The organism is Acinetobacter sp. SFA (assembly GCF_001647535.1).
GTDB classification, from domain to species: Bacteria; Pseudomonadota; Gammaproteobacteria; order Pseudomonadales; family Moraxellaceae; genus Acinetobacter; species Acinetobacter pecorum.
Genome location: NZ_LSZI01000016.1, coordinates 150,188 through 174,771 on the forward strand (window position 1 = coordinate 150,188; position 24,584 = coordinate 174,771).

The following is a 24,584-nucleotide window of genomic DNA, read 5'->3' on the forward strand; positions in this document are numbered from 1 at the left end:
AATATTTAGCCGTTATTCATATTGTCCAGCTCTTCCCAGCGCTCTAATTTTTCCAGTAACAGCTCATCAATTTCTGACAAACGGTTAGAAAGTTTCAAGGCTTTATCAGAATCGGTTACGAATAAAGCACCATCAGCCAGTTGAGCATTGATCTCGGTCTGCTCTTTTTCCAGCGCTTCTATTTCAGCCGGAAGTTGCTCAAGTGCACGCTGGTCCTTGTAGCTAAGCTTAACTTTTTTGGCAGCGACCGGCGCAGTCTCGGCTTCTGCTTTGGTCATGGCTTTTTTCACGGCACTTTTTTGGTCAACTACAGTTTGGTCCGGACGCTGTTCCAGATAATCCTGATAACCGCCAACATATTCGTCAATATTGCCCTTACCATCAAAGACCCAAGTAGATGTCACCACATTGTCCATGAAGGCCCGGTCATGCGAGATCAACAGTAAGGTGCCTGTATAGCCACTGAGCATTTCTTCAAGTAACTCTAACGTTACCATATCCAGGTCATTGGTTGGCTCATCCATCACAATCAGATTTGATGGTTTAAGTAACAGTTTCGCCAACAGGATACGGTTACGCTCACCACCCGACAAAGCTTTGACTGGTGTACGGGCACGTTCTGGCGAAAACAGGAAATCTTGTAAATAACTATAGATATGACGGCGGTTACCATTCACATCCACATGGTCAGAACCTTCTGACACGTTATCTTTCACTGATTTTTCCAGATCCAGCGCATTACGTAACTGGTCAAAATAGGCCACTTCAAGCTGCGTACCGGTCTTCACCGTGCCACCGTGTTCTATCTCACCCAGAATGGCTTTAATGAGTGTAGTTTTACCCACACCGTTATCGCCGACCAGACCGATACGATCGCCACGGAGTACAAGTGCGGAGAAATTATTGATGATCGGTGCATTGTCACCGAATTTCACACTCAGGTTCTCGATTTCAAACACCAGTTTGCCTGAGCGGTTGGCATCCTGAGTTGCCATCGTCACTTTACCTTGCTGTGAACGACGTGCCTTAGATTCTTCACGCAATGCTTTCAGGGCACGGACACGGCCTTCATTACGGGTACGACGGGCTTTGATGCCCTGACGGATCCAGACTTCTTCTTCAGCCAGCTTTTTATCGAAGAGCGCATTTTGTTTTTCTTCAGCTTCCATTTGCTGCGCTTTCAGGTCTAGATAACGTGAATAGTTACCTTCATAACTACGCAGTTGACCACGATCCAGCTCTACAATACGGGTGGCAATGCTATCGACAAAGGCACGGTCATGCGAAATAAATAGTAAGGTTAAATTATTCTGATCGAGCAGAAATTTTTCCAGCCATTCGATACTTTCTACATCCAGGTGGTTCGTCGGTTCATCCAGTAACAGGACATCGGGTTGGGTAAGTAAAGCACGTGCCAGCAGGACACGACGTTTACGACCACCGGACAAATCGGCAAGATCTGCCTCCGGGTCCAGTCCCATTTTACTTAAAATCGAATTGACCTTGGTTTCCAGCGCCCAGCCATCCAGCTGATCCATTTTGTGTTGCAGGTTCCCCATACGCTCACAGGCGTCCATGTCACCTAGCACACAGGCTTCACTGGCTTCATGATAGGCACGCAACACTTCAGCAGCTTCACCGGCACCGTCTGCCACGATATCGGCCACTTTACCTGAATCCATTGGCACATCTTGTGCCAGCATGGAAATGGTAATGCCATTTTGTAAGGAAACTTCACCGCTATCCGGCAGCAAGCTTCCTTCAATCAGCTTAAGTAAGGTAGACTTACCCTCACCATTACGGCCAATCAAACACACTCGTTCGCCGCGTTCCAAGTTAAAATTCGCGCCGTTGAGCAGGGCAGGTCCACCAAACGCAAGTTGGACATCCCTAAGGGTAATATAGGCCATAATGTTTCCTGAAATCCCCCAGTGAGGACTTTAAATGACTAAACAACAAAATCTAAATGATCAGGCGTCATTTTCCGCACCCATTGAAGATTTGCAAGTGCGAATTGCATTTTTAGACGATTTAGTTGAACAGTTGAATGATCAGGTGGCCAAACAGACTCTGGAAATTGCTGACCTGAAACAGCAAATGCAGCTGTTATATCAACGTGTTGAGTCCTCCGATCTGTCTAAAGGTATTGCAGAATTTGATCCAGTTGCAGATCGGCCACCGCATTATTAATTTGCAAGCAATGATTTAATTACAAGAATGACCCTTAGCTGATCTAAGGGTTTTTTAATCAAAAATAAAGATAGACCAATTTATAAACCTCAGAAACGAGGAATATTTTTTTGAATAAGACTTTAAAGTGTATAAAATTAATAAAGCGCAGTGTAATCATCAGACGTAAAAGAAATTTTCCTGTTAGCCACCTGTATTCCCGTTGGTAAAAAAAGCTTTCTTGCCGGCATTTCCTATCTTGGGGGAGATTCTGTCAAAACAGGTCTATAGCAGTGCCATCGGCAGATTATCCATAAAATTATTTGACCTTTCACTCACTTCCTACTCTAATAATGGCTCTCAGGTACATTCCGGAATTGCGTCCCATGCACCCAAAAGTTGTTCTACTCGATCTCGAAAATAATTTCCCCACAGCCAAGCTAATGCGTGAGATTGTGGCGCATTATTCGACTTTATACCTGTTTAGCTGTGCCGGAAAATTTGAATTCTCCTTAGAGGATTTAACCGAGCTGGCTGGCTGGGTGAGTAGTGGTCAGGTTGTAGTACTGGACACGCCTGATTCACCTCAGAAAGAATATGAGTATGCCGTGATCGTCGGACAGCTCATGGCGCTATTAGAGCCGGAAACCGAGGTTGAGCTGATTTCGGCGATGGACAGCAGCGAGATGTTGCAGCAGATGCTACAGGCTTCTGATATTCCGTGTCACCTGATTCAGATCCAGCCTGATGAAGTCACTATTGCAGCAGATCATGCCAAAAACTACCTTCCTAGTGTGGAAGCCATCAAGAACAAGCCTGCCTTGCAGCTGGTAAAAAAATACTGTGATGCTTTAGGCAAAATGAGCGGCAAGCCCCATACGGTGGAAAGCCTGAAAAATTCAGTGGCGAATATTCTGCAAGTGATGCCGCTAAAAGCCCAGCATGTGGTCGGCATGTTGATTAACCTGAAAATTGTCAAACGTTATGACGAGCAAATCAGCTTCCGGAAAAAAGTCCTGAAGCAATGGCTGCAACTCGATTTAGATGAACAAAGTCCGGTTGAAAATCCAAAACTCGATCAGGTCATTTCCCAGCTAAAAGTTGATGAGGCTCCTGTTGAATCTGAATCGCTCAAGTCACCGATCCAGTCGGCCCAGCAGGACCTGTTCAAGAACTTTGGCCGGATTGATCCGGTACAACTCGAAGTGGCGCGTAAACTGCGTGAATTGCAGGGTGATAAACCCAAAGACATTTATGAATTACGTGATTTACTGGAACAGTTATTTCCCAAATCGGATATCCGCTTGCTGCTTAAGGAGCTGATCGAGAAAGGTTATATTTACTGGAATGGTCATGAAATTTTATATAGTCATGAAATGTTCCTGAATTAATTTCATCGTGCAAACTTGCGTTTTATATTCTGCTTATGCAACTCTAATAATAGAACATAAAGGTTGAACTATGGAAAACACTGGAATCTGGGTGACGGTGGTCATCATCATTTTCGTTATAGGGTCGATTTTCGGATTGCGCGTGAGTCCGCGAGAAAAAGCCTTGGGACTGATGCGTGACAAAGCCCGTAAAATGGGTCTGCATCCACGTTTGGTAGTGGCACCAGACTGGACCAAAATTCCCAAAGCGACTGAAAGCCGTGCCAGTATGGTTGCGTACTACAGTGTGTTGATGCCGGAAGCCCGTTTGCCCCTGATGCGCGCCCGTGTTGTCGATAATAAACTCGAAATTGTGCAGGGTGATGAGAAATTTAAAGATTTTCCCATTGCATTAAAAGGCATTTATGCTATTGATATGCAGGCCAACTGTGTCGGCATGTATTGGGATGAAGAATCTGACCTTAGAGCAACACAACTTGATGACATCAAGGCACTGTTACATGCTTTGGCTGAATTTTAATTTAGAAATAAACAGGATTAACGGTTAATTATGGCGAACGCTCCTCGGTCCACATCAAAAAGCAGCACAGCGAAGTCTCCCGACGCTGGAAGTAAGCGTGCCCTAGTGATTGTGGAGTCGCCTGCAAAAGCGAAAACAATCAATAAGTACCTTGGTCCGAACTACATCGTAAAATCATCGGTGGGTCATGTACGTGACTTGCCGACAGGCGGTTCTGTAAAATCGACAGAGAAAAAGCCGGCGACACGTACCAAACTGACAGATGCAGAAAAAGCTGAAAAATCACAACTGGCCCTGATTAACCGCATGGGGGTTGATCCGGAACATGACTGGAAAGCCAAATACGAAGTCCTCCCTGGCAAAGAACATGTGGTTGCCGAACTGAAGAAACTGGCATCGCAAGTCGATGAAGTCTATCTGGCAACGGATATGGACAGGGAAGGGGAAGCGATTGCCTGGCATTTAAAAGAAGTCATCGGTGGTGATGATTCGCGTTATCAGCGTGTAGTGTTTAACGAAATCACCAAAAATGCCATTCAGGATGCCTTCAAGCATCCTGCACGTCTGGATACCAACAAAGTCAATGCGCAGCAGGCACGCCGCTTCCTCGACCGCGTGGTGGGCTTTATGATTTCGCCATTGCTGTGGGAAAAAATTGCCCGCGGCTTATCGGCAGGCCGGGTACAGTCGGTTGCTGTGAAACTGGTGGTAGAGCGTGAACGTGAAATTCGTGCCTTTATTCCTGAAGAATACTGGCAGGTATTTGCTGATACCAAGACGAAAAAAGATGAGATTCGTCTTGAAGCAGTCAAGCAAAATGGCAAGACGCTCAAACTGCGCAACAAAGATGAAACTGATGCGCTTTTAAACCTGATCAAAGATGCCGAATACAAAGTCATCAGTCGTGAAGATAAACCGACCAAGGTCAATCCAAGCGCACCGTATATCACTTCAACCTTGCAACAGGCCGCCAGCACTCGCTTGGGCTTCTCGGTGAAGAAAACCATGATGCTGGCGCAGCGTTTGTATGAAGCCGGTTTTATTACCTATATGCGTACCGACTCCACCTTCTTGAGTGATGATGCAGTCAATATGGTACGTGGTCATATCGAAGCCGAGTTTGGTGAAAAATATTTACCTGCCAAGCCGAACCGTTATGGCAATAAAGCCGGTGCGCAAGAAGCGCATGAAGCCATTCGTCCATCGAATGTCGCACTCAAAGGCGATAGTCTTGCCGGTGTAGAACGTGATGCGCAGCGTCTGTATGACCTGATCTGGCGTCAGTTTGTGGCCTGCCAGATGACACCTGCAGAATATTTATCATCAACGATTTTAGTGGATGCTAATGGGGTAGAACTCAAAGCCAAAGGTCGTACCTTGGTGTTTGACGGTTTCACTAAAGTACGTGGTCAGAACAAGTCGGATGATGATGTGCTGTTGCCTGCTGTGAAAGTGGGTGAAGTATTAAAGCTTGAAAAGCTCGATCCTTCTCAGCATTTTACCAAGCCACCGGCACGTTTTACCGAAGCCTCACTGGTGAAAGAACTCGAGAAGAAAGGCATTGGCCGTCCATCGACCTATGCTGCGATTATCTCGACCATTCAGGATCGCGGTTATGTGAAACTGGACAATCGTCGTCTCTATGCCGAGAAGATGGGCGAGATCGTGACGGATCGTCTGGATGAAAGCTTTAACAACCTGATGAACTATGACTTTACCGCAGACCTTGAAGGTCAGCTCGATAAAGTCGCAGATGGTGAACGTAACTGGAAAGAGCTGTTAGACAGCTTCTACGGCGACTTCAAGCAGCGTTTGACTACGGCACAGGGTGAAAACGGCATGCGCCGCAATCAGCCTGTGGAAGTCGATGCGGTACATTGTAAGGAATGTGACCGTCCGATGCAGATCCGTACCGGAACAACGGGTGTATTCCTGGGTTGTTCGGGTTATAACCTGCCACCCAAAGAACGTTGTAAAGGCACGCTAAACCTGACTCCGGTTGAATCTCTGGCAGCTTTGTCAGATGATGATGCGGCAGAAACTGCAGACCTGATGTCAAAAAAACGTTGTCCAGTCTGTGGCACTGCAATGGACAGCTATGTGATTGATGGCGGTCGTAAACTGCATATCTGCGGAAACAACCCGGATTGTGATGGTTATGAGCTGGAAGAAGGCGAGTTCAAGATCAAGGGCTATGATGGTCCGAGCATTCCATGTGATAAATGTGATGGTGAAATGCAGCTGAAGACGGGTCGTTTTGGTCCATACTTTGCCTGCACCAGCTGTGAGAATACCCGTAAAGTTCTGAAAAATGGTCAGCCTGCGCCACCACGCGTTGATCCGATCAAGATGGAACATCTGCGTTCCACCAAGCATGACGATTTCTTTGTGCTGCGTGACGGTGCAGCCGGTTTGTTCCTGGCAGCAAGCAAGTTTCCGAAAGTCCGTGAAACCCGGGCACCGAAAGTGGCAGAATTGCGTACCGTGGCCGACCAGCTCGACCCGAAATACCAGTTTATCTTGCAGGCACCGGATGTTGATCCTGAAGGGAATGCAACGCTGGTGAAATTTAGCCGTAAGAACCAGTCACAATATATTGGTTCAGAAAATGCTGAAGGCAAGCAGACCAAATGGTCTCTGGTTTATCAGGACGGAAAATGGGTGGAAGCCTAAACTTCAAGATTGAAAAAATGCTGACGAAAGTCGGCATTTTTTATGTCAGAATCATTTATAGAAAAAATTAAAAATAATATTTTGGGGTAAATGTGGATATTCAGACCAAAAAGTTTGCTGTATTAATTGATGCCGATAATTCTTCTATTAATGCGATTTCATCAGTCTTGGAAGAAGTTGCGAAATATGGCATTGCCAGTGTCAAACGTGTGTATGGGGACTGGAGCAGCGAAACTTTAAAGAAATGGCGAGATGTGCTACTTCCACTTGCTATTACTCCGGTACAACAATTCGCCTATACCAAGGGTAAAGATGCCACGGATATGATCCTGATTATTGATGCCATGGACTTGTTATATGCAGGTGCTTTGGATGGTTTCTGTATCGTCTCCAGTGATAGTGATTTTACCCCCTTAGCCTCAAGAATCCGTGAAAATGGCTTGAGTGTGTATGGTTTTGGAAAGAAAACGACTCCAGAAGCTTTTAAAAAAGCATGTGATAAGTTTATTTATGTGGAAAACTTGATTGCAGACATTGATATCAAGCAGCAGGAAGAGGATGAACTCGCTAATACTTCCCCGAAGAAAGGAGTAAGCTCTGACAAATCTTTAGACCATAAGATGGTGACTCCACCTAAGGAAAATTCAAATCTTCCTGAAGGGATGGATCGGGCTACGCTGAATCTGATTTATAAAGCTGTAAAAGATAATGCGGATGAAAATGGTTGGGCGAATTTAAGTATGGTCGGGCAGTATATCAGTGCAGTAAAACCTGATTTTGATTCTCGTAACTATGGTAGAGCCAAATTGTCAGGTTTAATTAAAACTCTAAATCTTTTTGAAACCAAGATTGAAATGAGCCAGATGTATTTAAGAAAAATAAAAAAACAGAGCGTGTAACTGCCATGTGGAAAAAGATTCGGATTCTGATTTTATTAATCATCTTGTTGATTGTTGCAGTCAATGCCTATCGGGACCAAAATCAGAACTGGTCCAAACCGGTTATGGTGTTGCTACATCCGATTAATGCCGATGGATTGCCGACCACACAGCAATATATCCAGCAACTGTCGGGTCAGGACTTGAATGGAGCCAGGGAATATCTGGAAAAAGCCGCGCAGCAATATCGTGATCAGCCAACTTATTTTTATTTTAATTTAGGCCGTGAACTTAAAGCTTTACCACCGAAAGTCCCTGAGCAGGCCTCACTCATCGATACCGTTTTATGGAGTTTGAAATTCCGTTTTTATGCCTGGAAACAGCATCAAAGTGCTGACGGTTCACCTAGTGTGACTTTATATTTAAATTATTATGATCCTGCACAAACCAAACAATTAAAGCATTCAACTGCCTTGCAAAAAGGCCGGATTGGATCAGTCAATTTATTTGCCTCCAAAAAACAGGCTGAACAGAATAAAATTGTCTTGGTACATGAGTTGCTGCATGCTTTTGGGGCCTCGGACAAATATGATTTAGCGACAGGACAGCCGCTTTATCCGGTGGGTTATGCATTTCCAGATCAGCAACCTTTGTTTCCGCAAGCCAAAGCAGAGCTGATGGCAGGTCATATTCCCACTTCTCAAATGACCAGCAAAATGCCAGATAGCCTGGAACAGACACTAATTAATGCGATTACAGCCATTGAACTTGGGTGGAAAGAATAACAGCATCCTTGTCACTGACCTCATAGCTGTTGTCAGCTTGAAGTCATGACATGAAAGCTGCATTTTTTATACAGTATGGTCAATTGAATCGCTTAAGATAAATTAAACGAACAGCATCAAGAAGAATAAAAATGAAAACAGTAGGTAATGACCTTGTATTCGATTCCTTACATCGAAACCGGAAATGGTATCTGGCCTTTGGTATCTTGCTGGTTATTTTTGGTTTGATTTTAATGGCGACCTTACCTGTGGCAACCTTATCTGCAGTATTCATTTTCGGCGTACTGATGATGGTCGGTGGGGTCTTACATATTATCGCATCCTTCAAGATTTTTGAGGGCGGTATGCGCTGGTTCTGGGCCTTATTTGGCTTGCTGTATTTAATTGCCGGATACTTTGCTTTTACCACGCCCGTGCAAACCGCGATCGTTCTAACCAATGTTCTGGCCATTATCCTGATTATTGCAGGAGTCATCCGCTTGATAAATGCCTTTGTATTCCGGCCAACGGCGGGATGGGGCTGGATCCTGTTTTCCGGCATACTGACTCTCCTGGCTGGAATCATGATCTTGCGAACACCAGATGCTCCGTTCTGGGTGTTGGGCTTATTTCTAGCCGTTGATATTTTATTTCAGGGTATTAACTACCTGATGCTTGCTTCCTATATTCGCCGTGAGGTTCCGAAAAGTTCATCTAAGGTTTAATCCTTTGTTTTAAGAGCATTATATACACTCTTTTTGATACTGTAGAGATACCAAAAAGAGTGATCGTTTCTATGTCAAAAATCTTTGTTCTTGCACCAGATGCCTTTAAAGAAAGTATGAGTGCTGAACAGGCCTGTCAGGCCATGCAGCGGGGTATCCAGAAAGTCATTCCGGATGCCTGTATCATACAGGTACCGATGGCTGATGGTGGTGAAGGAACTGTCGATGCGCTAATTTCAAGCCTAAGGGGTCAGCAAATCCCATGCGAAGTGACCGGGCCACTGCCTGAACAACGTATCCATACCTATTGGGGTTTAATGGATGCAGGTCAAACCGCCGTGATTGAAATGGCCAAGGCCAATGGCATTCATTTATTACCGCCTTCACAGCGTAATCCGATGCTCACGTCAACCTATGGCACAGGAGAGATGATTAAACAGGCATTGGATCTGGGAGTGAAAAAAATCATCATTGGACTGGGTGGCAGTATTACTAATGATGGTGGTGCCGGCATGGCACAGGCACTGGGCGTGCGGTTTTTAAATTATGTAGGTGAGCCAATTCGGGTCTGTGGTGGAAACTTATATCTGGTCAAATCAATGGATTTATCTGGACTGGATCCACGTTTAGCAGATACTGAAATAATCATTGCATCAGATGTCAATAATCCACTGCGTGGACCACATGGCGCATCAATAATCTTTGGACCGCAAAAAGGGGCAATGCCTGAAATGGTCAAGCAGCTGGATCAAAACCTCGGTCATTTTGCCGATGTAGTCGCTGGGCAGATTGGCCGTGATCATCGTCATGTTGCAGGCGCGGGTGCAGCCGGTGGACTGGGTTTTGGTTTAATGGCATTTACCGCTGCCTCTATTCGGTCCGGGGTGGAACTGATGATTGAACAGGTTAAACTGAGCGAGAAAATAGCTCAGGCAGATTATGTCCTGACCGGTGAAGGTAAAATTGATAGTCAAACATCTTTGGGCAAAACCCCTTTTGGGGTGGCACAGCTCGCCAGGCAGTTTAATAAACCGGTAATCGCTTTTGCTGGTCTAGTCGGTGAAGGAATTGAGGATCTGTTTGAATCAGGATTTAGCCAGATTATTGGTATTAATCCACCAGATTGTCCTTTAGAGGAAGCCTTAAAAAATGCAGAAATGAACTTGGAGAAAGCTGTCGCTGAGATAGTCAAAAATCTTTTGACAGAGTGAAAGTATTTCTCTCTCCTGCAATCCAGCACGCTTCATTATCAGGTAATAAATCAAGAAATAAAATTGGAGACAGTGTCAGGACAACTGAAAAGCCATAATTCTGGAAGCGATCTGTTAAACTATATACATCCACAAAATGATGAGTGAAAATGAGTTTAGCCACCCTGATTGATGAATTAAACCCCCAACAAAAGCAAGCAGCGACCACAGAAGCAAAACACAGTTTGGTGCTGGCCGGGGCAGGTTGTGGCAAAACCAAGACCATCGTGGCACGCGCAGCTTACTTGATTGAACAGGGCGTGCCTGCCAACCAGATTCAGATTCTGACCTTTACCCGCCGGGCTGCCAGTGAAATTGTGGCGCGTGTCGAACTGGCACTTGGTGAAGAAGCCAAGGGACTGCGGGCCTCGACCTTTCATACCTTCTGTATGTATCTGCTGCGCCGTATTCCGAAAGCTTTTGGTCTGGAACAGTTTTCGATTATTGATCGTGATGATCAGCTGATGATGTTCCGCCTGATTCGCGGTCGTGATGACAAGAAGAACCCCAATCATTTGCCTAAGCCTCAGGAATTATGTGATTTGTATTCCTTTGCACGGAACACCCGGCAAAAACTCAGTCTGGCGCTGGAAAAACAGATGCCGGAATATCTGGCCTTAAAGGACCAGATTGCCGAAATCATGAAAGAATATGAAGCACGTAAGCAGGCGCGAAGTTTTCTGGATTATGACGATATTCTGGCGATAGTTGCCACGGCGCTGGCACAGTCCGAAGGTCTGATCGACTATGTCGCTTCTATATGCCGACATATGCTGGTGGATGAAATGCAGGATACCAATCCATTGCAATGGGCTTTGCTGGAGCCACTCAAAGACCGGATCAGCCTGTTCTGTGTCGGTGATGATGCCCAGTCGATTTATGGCTTTCGTGGTGCAGACTTTGAAAATATTCACCATTTCAAAGAACGTGTGCCAGATGCGCAAATTTTTAAATTAGAAAAAAACTACCGCTCGACGCAGGAAATTCTGGATCTGTCCAACTGGCTGCTCGATCAGTCTGAAATCAAATATGATAAACGTCTGGAAGCGTATCGCGGAGAAGGCATTAAGCCGCGTATGCATATCTTCCCGAATGAGTTTGATGAAGCCAAATGGATTGCGATTGATATTAAAGAACGCCATTATCTGCAAGGCAGCAAATGGGGCGAGCATATGGTGCTGGTTCGTTCCAGCTTTGCCGCACGGCATATTGAAGCAGCCTGTATTGCAGCCAATGTACCGTATCGCTTTATTGGTGGCATGAAGCTGCTGGAAACGGCGCATGTCAAAGATTTGCTCAGCATGCTGCGGGTGGTCGCCAATCCATTGGATGATATTGCCTGGATGCGTTTCTTAACCCTGTGGAATGGTGTAGGTGATGTGGGTGCCAGCAAGCTGTCACAGCAGCTATTGGCTGAACCTGAAATGGATCAGATTGCAAAGAAATTAGAACAGTTTGGCAAGATACCGCTAGAAACCATTCTGATTATGCAGCAGATGAATGTGCTCCAAGGCGAAGTGCAAGCCTGTGTCAGTCTTGCGATTCAGGCGATTGAATCTCAGTTGGCGGAAAACTATAAAAAGGACTGGTCACGTCGCCAGAGTGATTTTGAACTGGTCAAACAGCTGGCGTCCAAGCATTCGCAGCTGAGTGAATTTTTAGAGGAATATGTACTGGATCCGGTGTCAATCTCGGAAATTGAACGTCAGTCCGATCATGATGTGGTGACGCTGATTACCATTCACTCAGCCAAAGGCACCGAGCAAAATGTATGTTATGTAGCCAATGTCACGCCGGGGAATTATCCGCATGCACGTGCCCAAGGTGATTTTGATGATGTCGAAGAAGAGCGTCGTGTGCTGTATGTAGCATTGACCCGGGCAAAAAATGAATTGATTCTGACCAAACAGAACCTGAATCATTGGGCGCGGGAAACGGTCGATGAGCAGGGGCGTAAAGTCGAGAGCTATTTCCTGAATGATCTTACCCGGCAGTTATGCACCACGGAAACTCATTACAAAACCCGGCAGCAAACCGTCAAAAGTGCCTTGATTGAACGCAAGTCGATTAATTTAGATTTTGGCATTGATCTCGATTAAACTATAGCAAAGTTGTTTCATGCAAAAAGTAGAGTAGGCGCGTGCTTTTTGATATTTTTTGCCTATCTTCTTAAGGTTATCAGATGAAAATTTTAGTTCGTAATTTAGAACGTACAGTCACAGAAGCCGAATTGCTGAAACTGTTCCAGGAATACGGCACAGTAGAAAACTGTACTTTGGTGCTGGATGCTGAAACTGGTAAATCTAAAGGCTTCGCCTTTGTAGAAATGCCACATGGTCGTGAAGCAGTTAAAGCGATCAAAGGCTTGAATACCTTACGCTTACATGGCACAGGTATTCGTGTCAAACAGGCTGAAGAAAAGCCACAGGCGTAAATAGAAAAAGGAGCAGATGATGCTCCTTTTTTATGGCTGTAATTTAGGATATTTCAATTTGCTCAGTGGGCTTAATGCTTTGAAGTCGGATCTGGATGAATTCAGTTTAAACATCTTTTGATTGCGAAATGCAGGCGAACCTTTTACTTTATAAAAGCCAAAATTTGTTTTAACCCTTAGGAAATCTCGATGACCCGTGTTGCTCGCTATCATGCGGACCGTACCAATCAAAAACTGTATTTTGCCCGTCTTTCCTGCCAGCAGGCAGAGCAAACCGAACATGTACAACAGGCTCAAGCACAGCGTGAGGCAACTGTTTTTCATTTGCATGGTGCCTTGTTAGCATTTTTACAGGAACTGGTACGTTACTATCGCCTGAATGATCCTAATCCAACCCTCAAATCAATTGAAGAACTGATGGCGGCCAAAGGCCAGATTTCGCCAGAAGTCACTGTGCTACAGCATTTATCTAAAAGCGGTTTCATTGCTGAACTGAAACGCGCCTATCGTTTATGCCAGTATGCGCCAGAACCAAGTACCCCAGAACCTGAAGACGAAACTTCTTCAAATCTCATCATTAAAGTCACACAGTCTCCACAAGCATGGTTACCTGATACTGCTATATTAAGAGAGTGGCATCGTGACCTGACCCAATTAATTGATGGGTTTCGTAATGAGATGATTGAATTTTAATCAGATCGGCTGTACTTGAAATTACAATTTTTAACCCTATATCAATTACTCTAATGATGCAAAGTGCATTCAGCTCTTTGCCGCCATGTTGAACGTGGAGGATATATGTCTATAGAACAGTTGAAAGACTTATTTGGTAATCAAGACGCGATTTTAGAACTCGTTCAACTTGAAGGTGGCGCATTGGCTTTACGCAATGCAGGTTCACATAAACAGCCTTTGGTGATGATTCAGTTTAATGACGAGGTAAAAGCTCTACTTGGAGAGCAGACTCCTTTTGTTGCGCAGCAGATGATTCAGGCGGCCTTATATGGCTTGCTGGAACAGCAGGTCAATGAATGGCAGGCTGAGGTTGTGGATGAAGAGCCAAAGTATATGAGTTAATCGTTAAAACCCATTTAAAAAGCACACGATCAGTGTGCTTTTTTGGTTTTATCAGAAATGCAGTGATGCGGATTTATAAGTACAAGAAAGAGCTTCAGTGCCTGCTTTCCTATAAAAAAGTTGCCGGATCTGGCAACTTTTTTATAGGGAGGAATTCAAAGAAAAATTTTAATGAGAAGGCGTATGCTGATGCGCGATTTCAATCTGGTTTAAAATATGATTACTCATATTTTTTGCCATTTCCTCTTTGGCATAATATACCTCACCAATATTATCCCGACGGATTGCTTCAGCTTCTTCCTTACTTTCTGCACAGACCAGTACCTGAATTTGGGGATTCAAAGTCTTGGCAATGTCGACAATTTTATGGATATCGATAATATCCATAGGGGAAATGACCAGTAAGCGCGCGTGCTGAATATGCGCCTGAATGAGAACGCCAGCTTCAGTGGCAATACCGGAAACCGCAGCAATACCTTTTTTACGCAGATTTTCTACGATGTCACGGTTTTCTTCGGCAATCACCACCTTGATGTTCTCTTCCATCAATGACCGGGTAATACGCCGCCCAACCTCACCATGGCCAATAATCACCACCTGATCGCGCAAATAATCTTGTGAAACTTCATCGGGTAACATCGCCAGCGGGTCACCACTGCGTTCCAGTAAGCGAGCCAAATTTGAGCGCTCCCGGATCCATTTTTGTACGGGTTCAATCGCAGAGAAAACGAAAGAGTTGAGGGTGATTGAAATCAAGGCACCTGCCAGAATCAGGTTTTGTCCCTCTAACGATAGCAGGTTAAGGGATACACCGAGTGCAGCCAGAATAAAGGAGAACTCACCAATCTGTGCCAGCGAAGCGCCGACGGTCAAGGCTGTATTGATCGGATAACGAAAGAACAGTACCAGTGCCATGGCTGCAATGGTCTTACCAATCATGATAATGCCCACTACTGCCAGTACATGTAAGGGCTGTTCCAGCAGGATACGCGGATCAAACAGCATGCCGACAGAGACAAAGAATAAAATCGAGAAAATTTCACGCAGTGGCAAAGTTTCCTCTTCGGCGCGATGACTGAAATCAGACTCTTTTACCACCATACCGGCAAAAAACGCACCCAGAGCCATAGAAACGCCAAAAATCTTGTAAGCGCCGAAGGCGATAGAAACAGCAGCAGCCACCACGGTTAAGGTGAACAGCTCACGTGAACCAAGACGTGCCACTACCTGTATGATCATTGGAATCAAGCGCTTACCAATAATCAGCATGAAGGCAATAAAGCCTGCGACTTTAAGTAGGGTAATGCCTAAGGTGAGCCAGATATTTTCATCGCTTGCACCTTCTAGGGCCTGACCACCGAGTAGCACTGCAGTCGCAGGTAACAAGACCAGCGCCAATACCATCACCAGATCTTCGACCAGTAACCAGCCAACTGCAATTCGGCCATTGATCGAATCCAGCAGGCCGCGATCTCCGAGCGCTTTGAGTAGAACCACGGTACTGGCACAGGACAGGCTTAGGCCGAAGACCAGCGCTGAACCAAAGCTCCACCCCCACAGCATCGAAACTCCGACCCCGAGCAAGGTGGCAACTGCAATCTGTAAAATCGCACCAGGCAGGGCAATCCGGCGTACCTGCATCAGATCGTTCAGAGAGAAATGCATCCCGACACCAAACATCAGGAACATGACGCCTAGTTCTGCCAACTGGTTGGCCAGATGAATATCACCGACCACACCCGGCGTATGAGGACTAATCAGCACACCGGCAATCAAATAGCCGATCAAAGGGGGAAGACGCAGCCGTGCTGCGAGATAGCCAAAGACTAAAGCTAAGCCAAAACCAACAGCGAGTAATATAATGAGCTCTACATCATGTGGCACTAAATACTCCTTTAGTTAGGTTTATTGGGAAATAAGCACAAAAAATGCCAAAACATTCAGAAAGTTTATCAAGCCGGATAAAAAAAGTGCAAAAAAAAACGACCTGAAAAGGCCGCTTTTTTAAAGAAACTAAAATTATTTGATTTTAGCTTCTTTGAAGATTACGTGTTGACGGATTTTTGGATCAAATTTTTTGATTTCCATTTTTTCCGGCATAGTACGTTTGTTCTTAGTCGTGGTATAGAAATAACCTGTACCAGCTGAAGAAACTAAGCGAATTTTATCACGCATGGTTCAGACTCCTTAGATCTTTTGACCTTGAGCACGCAGGTCAGCAACAACCTTTTCAATGCCCAATTTGTCGATAATACGCATACCTTTAGTGGTTAAACGAAGACGTACAAAACGTTTTTCGCTTTCTAACCAGAAACGGTGGTGGTGCAGGTTCGGCTCGAACCGGCGCTTAGTTTTGTTGTTGGCGTGTGAGACGTTGTTACCAACGACTGGACGCTTGCCGGTAACTTGGCAAACCTTAGACATGGTGTAACTCCATTGATTTAGCCAACAGCAAATCTGTATGGCCAGTCAAAAATAAACGGATTGAAATCATTCAAGGGGCGTTTTATATCAAAAATGCGCTTAAAAGACAAGCGATTTCCGTCAAAACGCGGCACGAACTATGTCGATAGCTCATGCCTTGATCATTTAGCGGAGAAGGGTCTTCGAAATCAGCTTGTGAATCGGTTTATTGAACGGCGGCAGAATGTATTTCAAGCTATACAGCTTTGGATTCGACATTACTGAGCGTTCATGCGACAAACTGAAGAAGCCCTCTGGGCCGTGGTATTTACCCATACCTGATGCACCGACACCCCCAAATGGTAAGTCGTCCTGTGCAACATGGGTCAGTACCGTATTTTGCCCAAAATGCCCTGAATGGGTACGCTGTGCGACATAATCAGCACGCGCCTGATCAAAGTCGAAGTAGTATAAAGCAAGTGGACGCGGACGGCTATTAATAAAGTCGATGACATCATCAATTTGATCATATTCCATGATTGGAAGCAGTGGGCCAAAGATTTCATGCTGCATGATCTGCATCATTGGAGTGACATTGGTCACGATGGTCGGTGCAATCTTGCGCAGATCAGCCGAATTTTCACTGCGCGGATTAATTTCAATGACTTGCGCACCCTGCTCGCGTGCATCATCCACATAACCTTGCAGACGGTTATATTGTTTGTCATTGATAATCGAAGTGTAATCTTGGTTATGGGTGATATCCGGATACATGCTTTCTACGCAAGCCTTAAAATGATCAATAAATTCAGCCGTCTTGCCACGTGGCAGGAACATATAGTCGGGTGCCACACAGGTCTGGCCAGCATTCCAGAGCTTGCCAACGGCGACACGCTGAGCCACATCACGCAGATCAATGGATGGATGCACCAGTACCGGTGATTTACCACCGAGTTCCAGAATCACTGGCACCAGATTTTCGGCAGCCGCCGCCATCACGGTTTTACCGACTGCTGTCGAACCGGTGAAAATTAACTTATCGAACGGCAAACGGCAGAATGCATCCGAGATGACACCGCCACCATTCACCACCGCGACCAATTCTTTCGGGAAGGCTTCGGCCAGGGCTTTTTCCAGCACTGCACCAAAGGCAGCCGATGAACTGGAAATCTTGATCATGGCATGGTTGCCTGCAGCCAGAGCGCAGATCAGCGGACCGATAGACAGCAGCAGCGGATAGTTCCATGGTGCAATAATCCCGACTACGCCCAAAGGCTGATATTGTACCCATGCTTTGGCTGGCTGGTGAATAATGCCGACATGACGTTTGGAGGGTTTCATCCAGCGGGTCAGGTTTTTACTGTAATATTTGACATGTTCCAGACAGGTGAGCAGTTCACCAATTTTGGTTTCCCCGATCGAACGGTTACCATAGTCCTGATTAATTGCTTCAGCAAATTGATCTTGATACTTAACTAAGATACGCTTAAGCCGAGCTAAACGATCGATACGTTCCTTTGCAGTTGGCAGAGGGTAGTGTAAGTAAGCGTGTTTTTGTTGTGCCAAGACTTCATTGAGGTACTGGCTATCAAAGAAATGTGGTGTCATTGATGTTGTTTTTGTGTGACTGTTCATGCCGCACTACCATATTCAAAAATCGATTAATTAATTTTTAGAGCAAATACTCTAATTAGTCAAGTGACTTTGTGTGTTAGCCTGCTAATGCACGAACTGAATGGTTATTTTAGGATGTCCCAAACCAAAACCTTAAAAACTAAAGAGCGTATCTTGCAGCTTAGTTTGCAGCTGTTTAATGAGCGTGGCGAACGGTCCGTCACCACCAATCACATTGCGGCTGAACTCGGAATGAGCCCAGGTAACCTGTATTATCATTTCCGCAATAAAAATGAAATTATTAAAGAATTGATGGAACAGTACCAGCAGCAAACGCTGGAGATGCTGGCCTTGCCAGATGACCGTGCGCTGGACGCCAATGACAAGGTGCATTACTTTCAGGTACTGAGTAGTCAGCTATGGGCTTATCGTTTCCTGCATCGGGATGTGTATCATCTAGTAGAAAATAACGAAGATTTTCGCAAGTTGTATCCCCGCTTTGCCGGACAGGTGATGCAGCAGGGCCAGAAAATCTATAAAGGCTTTGTCAATGCAGGCCTGATGGAAATGACCGATTCAGAAATTGAAGCCCTGATCATCAACCTGTGGATTGTACTGACCAACTGGACCAACTTCCTGTATATGTCAGGCCATCTGACCGATTCCAATACGCTGGAAGAAAAATGGGTCTGGCAGGCACTGCGCCAGATGGTATTCCTGGAAGGGGCCTATTTGCGTGGCGAAAGTCGTCAAACCTATGAAGGTTTATTGAATAGTCTGGGCTCTTCCGAACTTTTTGCCAGCCTGTCGGCTGCTAAAGACGCTGAATCTGAACAAACTATTCAGAATATCCAAGAAACGCGCTAGAATACTCGGCTTATTTTTTAATTTAACTGATTAGTGACTTAAACCAACATGAATATGACGACTGCTAACACCGCACGTTTATTGATTACTTGTGAAGACAAGCCGGGCATCGTGCAGGCTGTTTCAAGCTTCTTGTATCATCAAGGTGCTAACATTACTGCGCTTGACCAATATGCGACAGCAGCGCAGGGCGGACGTTATTTCATGCGCGTTGAATTTGAATTAGATAATCTTCAAAGTCGCAAAGAAAGCATTATCCAGACTTTTGCAGCGAATGTAGCGGAACGCTATAGCATGCAATGGCGTCTGGCTCTGGTCAGTGATGTGAAGAAAGTCGGTATTCTGGTGTCCAAGGTTGATCATGCCTTGCTGGAACTGTTATGGCGTCATGCACGTGGTGGTTTACCTTGTGAAATTACCAAAGTGGTATCGAATCACGAGACCTTACGCGAAGCAGTTGAAAACTTTGGTATTCCATTTGAAGTGGTGCCAGTAACCAAAGACAACAAGCGTGAGGCTTATGAAGAAATTGACCAGTTGATGCAGGGCAATGACCTGTTGGTACTGGCGCGTTATATGCAGATTCTGGATGAAGAGTTTGTCAGCAAGTGGGAAATGAAAGTGATCAATATCCACCATTCATTCCTGCCAGCTTTCGTGGGTGCCAATCCGTACAAGCAGGCTTATGACAAGGGTGTCAAACTGATTGGTGCAACTGCCCACTATGTGACAGCTGATCTGGATCAGGGGCCAATCATCGAGCAGGATGTGGAGCGCGTGAACCATGACTTTACTGTTGAACAGTTACGTGAACTGGGTCAGGATGTAGAGCGTAATGTATTGGCCCGTGCGGTCAGATGGCATCTGGAAGACCGTATTATTGTCGATGGTAACAAGACTGTCGTGTTCCAATAAGACTTGCATTGGATTTTAAAAAGGCATACTTTTAGTGTGCCTTTTTTTGTTTTGATGCAAAAAAAAACAGTCAAAGCTAAGATTAGCAGTTGCAAATGAAAACACTTCTCATTTATTATTGCCATACTTTAATTGTGCTAACCGATGAGCTTGATAGTTTGTTTCACATCATCTCCTCAAGGTAATAGATTTAATGAGTCAAGTTGCTGCGCCCCAAATGCCTACACCGCCGAATCAGATGAAAAAGAAAGTCATCTCTATCGTTGCGGCTGTACTTGTTGGGCATGTGGGTGTGTTATATGCGATCAGCCAGATGCAAGCGCCTGAACTGACACCCATTGATAAGCAGCCCTTAAAAGTGCGCTTTGTCAAACTTCAGGAAGCACCGAAACCTTTACCGCCAAAGCCAAAGGCCGAGCCACAAAAAGAGCCACCTAAGCCTAAAAAAGAAGTCAAAATTGTAGAAAAACCGCTGCCACCGCCACCCAAAAAAGTAGAAAAAATTGAACAGGTGAAAAAGGTGGAAGCGCCTAAAGTAGTTACAGCACCGCCAGTTGAAGCAAAACCGGCTCCGGTAGTGCCAACCGTGGTCACTGAAACTAAAGTAAAACCGGCACCCGCTCCAGTTGCACCACCTGCACCTGTGGCGCCCCCTGCACCTGCTGCACCTCCATCACCGAAAAGTGTATCGATTGGCGGAGGTGTTTCTTGGCAGCGTTCACCGAAAGTTTCATTATCTTCGAGTGAATTAAAATCAGCCTGTTCGCTGGTAGTGGACGTGGCAGCAAATGAACAGGGCAAAGTGGTCTCCGCGACTGCACGAAACTCAGATTGTAGCCCGGCAGTAACGCGCAAAGTAGAAGCAGCGGTACGTCGTGCACAACTCACCAAATATGTTGAAAATGGTGTGGCTTATCCAACCCGTGTGGAACAGCCTTTCGATTTTCAGGTTAAATAACGGCTAACCCATTAGGAGTTCGAATATGAACTTTTCAGTTTATTGGCAACACGCTGATGCAGTCAGTAAAACGCTGTATTTCGTGTTATTGGCAATGTCGATTGCGACATGGACCATTTTTGTGCTTCGTTTGATGGGCACTCGCCAATTGAAACAGATTGCCTATGCTCAGTTATCTCAGGCATTGGAAAAACTGAAAACCAAACTGGCTCCTTTGGGCTTTGAACAGCGTAAGGCAGTGGCAGAACAGGCGCTGTTACGCCAGATTTCAGCAGAGAAAGCCAATGCCGAAAAAGGTGTATCGGTTCTTGGTACAATTGCTTCAATTTCACCTTTTGTCGGTTTGTTCGGTACGGTATGGGGAATTTTCCATGCGCTGGTTGCGGTTGGTAAAAGTGGTCAGGCTGGCCTTGCACAAGTAGCAACCCCAGTCGGTGAGGCCTTGATTATGACCGGATTGGGTCTGGCCGTCGCGATTCCTGCGGTACTGGCATATAACATCTGTGTGCGTATGAATCGTGGCCTGGCACATGAACTGCAAGATCAGGCGCATGGTCTGTTGATTGATACCATGCTGCAACAGGAATCTGCTGCAAAAAAATCTGATGCGCAGATTACGCAACAAAGTTTCGTGGGAGGTCAAGCTTAATGGCTTTTCAACTGGGTGAAGACAACGATGTAGGCATGAATGAGATGAACCTCATTCCACTCATCGACATTATGTTGGTATTGATGATCATCTTTCTGGTGACAGCGACCGTTGCGAACCCGTCAATTCCATTAACCTTGCCACAAACTACTGCGGAAATTATCGATCTGCCGCCTGAAAATGTCACGATTAGCATCAATGCAGAAGGTGACATTGCCTGGAATGCCGATGTACTGACGCTAGAGCAGCTTGAAACCCGCTTCAATGAAGCCGGACAGTCTGAACGTCAGCCGACGATTGTGCTGAAAGCAGATAAAGAATCACGTTATGATACGGTGGCGCAAGTCATGTCGCGCGCGAGTGGAGCCGGACTCAGCGATATTGCTTTTGCAACTGATAACTAAGATTCAGTAAGTAAAAAAAGCGACTGATTGCAGTCGCTTTTTTTATGCCTATTTTTCATGAAACTTAATGAGTTTTTAACAAGGTTGTAAACTTGCTGCGTAATTTGTTCAATTTTGGCGGAATGGCAAAATTGCAATAGCCTTGAGTGGGATTCTTGGCAAAGAAGTTCTGATGATATTCTTCTGCAGGATAAAAAGTCGGGGCAGGGCTGACTTCAGTCACGATATTGATGCCATCGGCTTTCAGGGCATCAATCGCCTGCTGTGCCTGTTGTTGTTGCTCATCATTCAAATAAAAAATCACAGAACGATATTGGGTGCCAACGTCATTGCCCTGACGGTTCAAGGTTGTTGGATCATGGGTTGCAAAAAATACATCAAGTAACTGTGTATAACTGATCTGGTTTTCATCGAAATCGATCAGAATCACTTCAGCATGTCCGGTTTCACCCCCGCAGACGTCATCATAATTGGGATTAGTTGTATGACCACCTGCATAGCCACTCAGAACCCGCTGAACTCCCTGGATTTGTAAAAATACCGCCTCGGTACACCAAAAGCATCCACCACCGAAAAGTGCTTGTTGCATGGTTGATTCCTCATTCAATTGAAATAGGCTGATGGTTTAATTCTAGCCCACCAGTATGAAAGATAAAAAAGCCTATAAATGCAGGCTTTTTGTAGGAGGCTTATTAGCGTGGCTGAACCGCACTTTCCAGCTGGATTAACAAGTTGCCATGTCGATCCAACAGTTTCAATGTTTTTCCATATACTTGATAATGCGTCACTTTGCTTAAAGCTTCATTAAATTTTTGATCTAGCTGACCATTATTCATACAGGCCATGCGTGTAGTGGCCATTTGACTCAAATTCAAGGTGTCTTTACCCGCTGTATAGCTGCCCATGATCCGGTTACAGCCATCTGAACCTGAAACACGCTGGGTGCTGGCATCAAATTGCAGGCTTGGAATATTGCTTGCTGCTGGTACTGTCTTGATTTCAGTATTGCCAATCTGGGTCGCAATCCAGGTACGATTTTGCAAAAGTTGTAAATGATTCGCGGTTTGTGTGGTGGCGGTAGATGGGACAGTTTCACAACCCATGACCGTTAAAACCGAACCTAAAATGGCGATGGCAGTTAATTTTTTTAGCATGAGAGATACCCTGATCATAGATTAGCCATTTGTATCTAAACAAAAAAATGATCAAGGTTCCAGTTGATTTTGTATCTTTATTGAAGTGGGTATTACTATAGAGTTATCGCATGTCTGGTTTTGGCAGGCCCTGCCGAATCAGATGTGAATAGTCCTGACTGGACAGCTCGGCGGTCTGTTTCACCCGTGGATTAACGTGTGCCCGCTGATACCAGGTATGCATATCCCAGGACTGATCCAGTACTTTCAGATCATAAAGATAGTTCGGTAAATAGCCGGAGGCAAGTAACCGATAATCTGAGGGCAATTGTTGTTGAGAAACTGCCTGCACCATATCAAAGACCAGCGTAGTACAGTTACTGGTCAGGGTGTTGTACCATTTCGGCTGTTTGGCCAGTTCATCGACCTGATGGAGATATTCCACAAATAATGCTTTGGCTTGAGCTTGTGGCATCTTTACTGGAAAGAAATAGACCTGTTCGCCGCGGACATTGCTGCGAGTATATATAATATCCTTTTCGTCCGATGCCACCAGACTCAGTTCATATTTTCGGAAAAAGCCACCTATCGCTGAAAAATTCTCATTCTTCTCCTTGCGGATTTCAATTGAAAAGGTGAGTGGTTTTTGATTGGCAAAATCGAAGCTGACCAGAGTATGAGCAATTTTTGGTCCCATCCAGTAAGACGTGATGATATTCACTCCGGTAATCTGGTTCAGATCAAAACTGCGGCTTTCCCAGCGCGCAGTATAGCGGCCATCCGGTTGCCAGGCGAAATTACGGATATTGTGCAGGGTGACCAGATTGCTTCGCTGTTCATAGGAGAGCAGCCTGGAAACTTCAGGGTTCCAGTCACGATCCTGACGTGGCTCCATGCTGAAGTAAGCCAACAAGCTGAACAGAAAGGCCAGCAGATAGAGTACGGTATCCACCTGGCGGGAAATCAGATGCCGAGTAAAATAAATTCCGAGAACAACCAGTGCAAATGCGAGCCAAAGACCTATCAGAATTATGCTGCCAATTTTACCCAAAGGCTGTTGTACCCAGAGCATCAGGCTTAACCACAAGCTTGAACACAGGACAAATAAACTAAACAGACTGCCGAGTAACCACAGGCTCCAATGCTTTTCCGGTTTTTTGCGTCCTTGCATGCTCAATCTTTTATAGAAAATAGGCTTTATTTTCTGTATGTTGCGAACTCAAATGCAATACCGGATTTGTCATCAATATGTTGTTCTGATGCAACTTTTTCAAACTCGGCCGGAATCTCCGGGTAATAGGCATGACCTTTTACATCCAGTTCGACATGGGTGAGTTCCAGACGATCAGCGATATCCAGGGTCTGTTTAAATATTTCGCCGCCGCCAATAATATAAATGGACTTCGGATTTTCCGAGGCTTTTACATCTGCTACAGCCTGGTTCAAGGCATCCTCAATCGTATGCGCAACTTTAGTGCCTTCAAAAGACCAGTCGGCATCCCGGGTAATCACCCAATTCACACGTTTAGGCAGGGCACGGCCCATGGATTCAAGCGTTTTGCGACCCATAACAATCACGCCGCCTTGGGTGATTTCCTTAAAATGTTTAAGATCTGCTGAGATGTGCCAAGGCAGGTCATTGTCCTTGCCAATACAGCGCTGCTGATCCATTGCCACGACGTGTACAACTTCTAAATCTTGAAATGACATGTATTGAATCCTTCTCATCAAACCCAAAGTTCTTCGTGTAATGTTTTACT

The 24,584-nt window shown here is 45.3% G+C and carries 26 protein-coding genes; 17 read left to right on the forward strand and 9 right to left on the reverse strand.

Features of this window, described 5'->3' with window-relative positions:
• Nucleotides 1-5 precede the first annotated feature (5 nt).
• The gene (locus AY607_RS07500; protein ID WP_064102231.1) at nucleotides 6-1,910 is read right to left on the reverse strand and encodes an ATP-binding cassette domain-containing protein; all 1,905 of its coding nucleotides are present in this window, start codon (nucleotides 1,908-1,910) and stop codon (nucleotides 6-8) included.
• 34 nt (nucleotides 1,911-1,944) lie between these two features.
• Between AY607_RS07500 and AY607_RS07505 the strand changes: the two genes are divergently transcribed.
• The 12 genes from AY607_RS07505 to AY607_RS07560 all read left to right on the forward strand — a co-directional run bounded on the left by AY607_RS07505 (nucleotide 1,945) and on the right by AY607_RS07560 (nucleotide 13,881).
• Nucleotides 1,945-2,190, forward strand: a complete 246-nt coding sequence (locus AY607_RS07505) for a SlyX family protein (RefSeq protein ID WP_064094860.1) — start codon at nucleotides 1,945-1,947, stop codon at nucleotides 2,188-2,190.
• Between the two features lie 365 nt (nucleotides 2,191-2,555).
• Nucleotides 2,556-3,560, forward strand: a complete 1,005-nt coding sequence (locus AY607_RS07510) for a hypothetical protein (RefSeq protein WP_064102232.1) — start codon at nucleotides 2,556-2,558, stop codon at nucleotides 3,558-3,560.
• A 70-nt stretch (nucleotides 3,561-3,630) separates the two neighbouring features.
• Nucleotides 3,631-4,080, forward strand: a complete 450-nt coding sequence (locus AY607_RS07515; protein WP_064094858.1) for a hypothetical protein — start codon at nucleotides 3,631-3,633, stop codon at nucleotides 4,078-4,080.
• 30 nt (nucleotides 4,081-4,110) lie between these two features.
• Nucleotides 4,111-6,753 (forward strand): type I DNA topoisomerase, encoded by a 2,643-nt coding sequence (gene topA / locus AY607_RS07520; protein WP_064102233.1) that lies wholly within the window; start codon nucleotides 4,111-4,113, stop codon nucleotides 6,751-6,753.
• A 92-nt stretch (nucleotides 6,754-6,845) separates the two neighbouring features.
• Entirely contained in the window at nucleotides 6,846-7,652 is an 807-nt protein-coding gene (locus tag AY607_RS07525; RefSeq protein WP_064094856.1) for an NYN domain-containing protein, read from the forward strand.
• 5 nt (nucleotides 7,653-7,657) lie between these two features.
• On the forward strand, nucleotides 7,658-8,416 hold the full coding sequence (locus AY607_RS07530) for a hypothetical protein (RefSeq protein ID WP_064102234.1): 759 nt from the start codon (nucleotides 7,658-7,660) through the stop codon (nucleotides 8,414-8,416).
• Nucleotides 8,417-8,547: 131 nt separating this feature from the next.
• Nucleotides 8,548-9,120, forward strand: a complete 573-nt coding sequence (locus tag AY607_RS07535; RefSeq protein WP_064094854.1) for an HdeD family acid-resistance protein — start codon at nucleotides 8,548-8,550, stop codon at nucleotides 9,118-9,120.
• 71 nt (nucleotides 9,121-9,191) lie between these two features.
• A complete protein-coding gene (locus AY607_RS07540) occupies nucleotides 9,192-10,331 on the forward strand; it encodes a glycerate kinase (RefSeq protein ID WP_064094853.1) in 1,140 nt (379 codons plus the stop codon).
• A gap of 149 nt (nucleotides 10,332-10,480) precedes the next feature.
• Entirely contained in the window at nucleotides 10,481-12,469 is a 1,989-nt protein-coding gene (locus AY607_RS07545) for an ATP-dependent helicase (RefSeq protein WP_064102235.1), read from the forward strand.
• A gap of 83 nt (nucleotides 12,470-12,552) precedes the next feature.
• The gene (locus tag AY607_RS07550; protein ID WP_064094851.1) at nucleotides 12,553-12,804 is read left to right on the forward strand and encodes an RNA recognition motif domain-containing protein; all 252 of its coding nucleotides are present in this window, start codon (nucleotides 12,553-12,555) and stop codon (nucleotides 12,802-12,804) included.
• A gap of 189 nt (nucleotides 12,805-12,993) precedes the next feature.
• Nucleotides 12,994-13,497 carry a DUF6586 family protein gene (locus tag AY607_RS07555; protein WP_064094850.1) on the forward strand — a complete coding sequence of 168 codons (504 nt, stop codon included), beginning with the start codon at nucleotides 12,994-12,996 and terminating at the stop codon, nucleotides 13,495-13,497.
• 105 nt (nucleotides 13,498-13,602) lie between these two features.
• Nucleotides 13,603-13,881 carry a hypothetical protein gene (locus AY607_RS07560; protein ID WP_064094849.1) on the forward strand — a complete coding sequence of 93 codons (279 nt, stop codon included), beginning with the start codon at nucleotides 13,603-13,605 and terminating at the stop codon, nucleotides 13,879-13,881.
• A 168-nt stretch (nucleotides 13,882-14,049) separates the two neighbouring features.
• On the opposite strand, the gene AY607_RS07565 is transcribed toward AY607_RS07560, so the two are convergent.
• From AY607_RS07565 to AY607_RS07580, 4 genes are all read right to left on the reverse strand, one after another.
• The gene (locus AY607_RS07565; RefSeq protein ID WP_064102236.1) at nucleotides 14,050-15,765 is read right to left on the reverse strand and encodes a cation:proton antiporter; all 1,716 of its coding nucleotides are present in this window, start codon (nucleotides 15,763-15,765) and stop codon (nucleotides 14,050-14,052) included.
• Between the two features lie 135 nt (nucleotides 15,766-15,900).
• Entirely contained in the window at nucleotides 15,901-16,056 is a 156-nt protein-coding gene (rpmG, locus tag AY607_RS07570) for a 50S ribosomal protein L33 (RefSeq protein WP_001205031.1), read from the reverse strand.
• A 12-nt stretch (nucleotides 16,057-16,068) separates the two neighbouring features.
• Entirely contained in the window at nucleotides 16,069-16,305 is a 237-nt protein-coding gene (gene rpmB, locus AY607_RS07575) for a 50S ribosomal protein L28 (protein ID WP_000048256.1), read from the reverse strand.
• Between the two features lie 165 nt (nucleotides 16,306-16,470).
• On the reverse strand, nucleotides 16,471-17,919 hold the full coding sequence (locus AY607_RS07580) for a coniferyl aldehyde dehydrogenase (RefSeq protein WP_064102237.1): 1,449 nt from the start codon (nucleotides 17,917-17,919) through the stop codon (nucleotides 16,471-16,473).
• A gap of 114 nt (nucleotides 17,920-18,033) precedes the next feature.
• Here AY607_RS07580 and AY607_RS07585 point away from each other — a divergent pair, with 114 nt between their 5' ends.
• From AY607_RS07585 to AY607_RS07605, 5 genes are all read left to right on the forward strand, one after another.
• Complete coding sequence (locus AY607_RS07585; RefSeq protein ID WP_064094846.1) at nucleotides 18,034-18,765, forward strand: TetR/AcrR family transcriptional regulator; 732 nt, start codon at nucleotides 18,034-18,036, stop codon at nucleotides 18,763-18,765.
• A gap of 48 nt (nucleotides 18,766-18,813) precedes the next feature.
• Entirely contained in the window at nucleotides 18,814-19,680 is an 867-nt protein-coding gene (gene purU / locus AY607_RS07590) for a formyltetrahydrofolate deformylase (RefSeq protein WP_064094845.1), read from the forward strand.
• A gap of 193 nt (nucleotides 19,681-19,873) precedes the next feature.
• Nucleotides 19,874-20,638 (forward strand): hypothetical protein, encoded by a 765-nt coding sequence (locus AY607_RS07595; protein WP_064102238.1) that lies wholly within the window; start codon nucleotides 19,874-19,876, stop codon nucleotides 20,636-20,638.
• Nucleotides 20,639-20,663: 25 nt separating this feature from the next.
• Nucleotides 20,664-21,287 (forward strand): MotA/TolQ/ExbB proton channel family protein, encoded by a 624-nt coding sequence (locus AY607_RS07600; protein ID WP_064094843.1) that lies wholly within the window; start codon nucleotides 20,664-20,666, stop codon nucleotides 21,285-21,287.
• Nucleotides 21,287-21,691, forward strand: coding sequence for an ExbD/TolR family protein (locus AY607_RS07605; protein WP_064094842.1), 405 nt, complete (start codon nucleotides 21,287-21,289; stop codon nucleotides 21,689-21,691). The genes AY607_RS07600 and AY607_RS07605 overlap by 1 nt, the downstream gene beginning before the upstream one ends.
• 64 nt (nucleotides 21,692-21,755) lie before the next feature.
• On the opposite strand, the gene msrA is transcribed toward AY607_RS07605, so the two are convergent.
• The 4 genes from msrA to AY607_RS07625 all read right to left on the reverse strand — a co-directional run bounded on the left by msrA (nucleotide 21,756) and on the right by AY607_RS07625 (nucleotide 24,534).
• Nucleotides 21,756-22,280 (reverse strand): peptide-methionine (S)-S-oxide reductase MsrA, encoded by a 525-nt coding sequence (gene msrA, locus AY607_RS07610; protein WP_064102239.1) that lies wholly within the window; start codon nucleotides 22,278-22,280, stop codon nucleotides 21,756-21,758.
• Between the two features lie 103 nt (nucleotides 22,281-22,383).
• Nucleotides 22,384-22,845, reverse strand: coding sequence for an META domain-containing protein (locus AY607_RS07615; RefSeq protein ID WP_064102240.1), 462 nt, complete (start codon nucleotides 22,843-22,845; stop codon nucleotides 22,384-22,386).
• Between the two features lie 103 nt (nucleotides 22,846-22,948).
• Nucleotides 22,949-23,995 (reverse strand): DUF4105 domain-containing protein, encoded by a 1,047-nt coding sequence (locus tag AY607_RS07620; protein ID WP_064102241.1) that lies wholly within the window; start codon nucleotides 23,993-23,995, stop codon nucleotides 22,949-22,951.
• 26 nt (nucleotides 23,996-24,021) lie between these two features.
• Nucleotides 24,022-24,534 carry a dihydrofolate reductase gene (locus AY607_RS07625; RefSeq protein WP_064102242.1) on the reverse strand — a complete coding sequence of 171 codons (513 nt, stop codon included), beginning with the start codon at nucleotides 24,532-24,534 and terminating at the stop codon, nucleotides 24,022-24,024.
• Nucleotides 24,535-24,584: the final 50 nt, after the last annotated feature.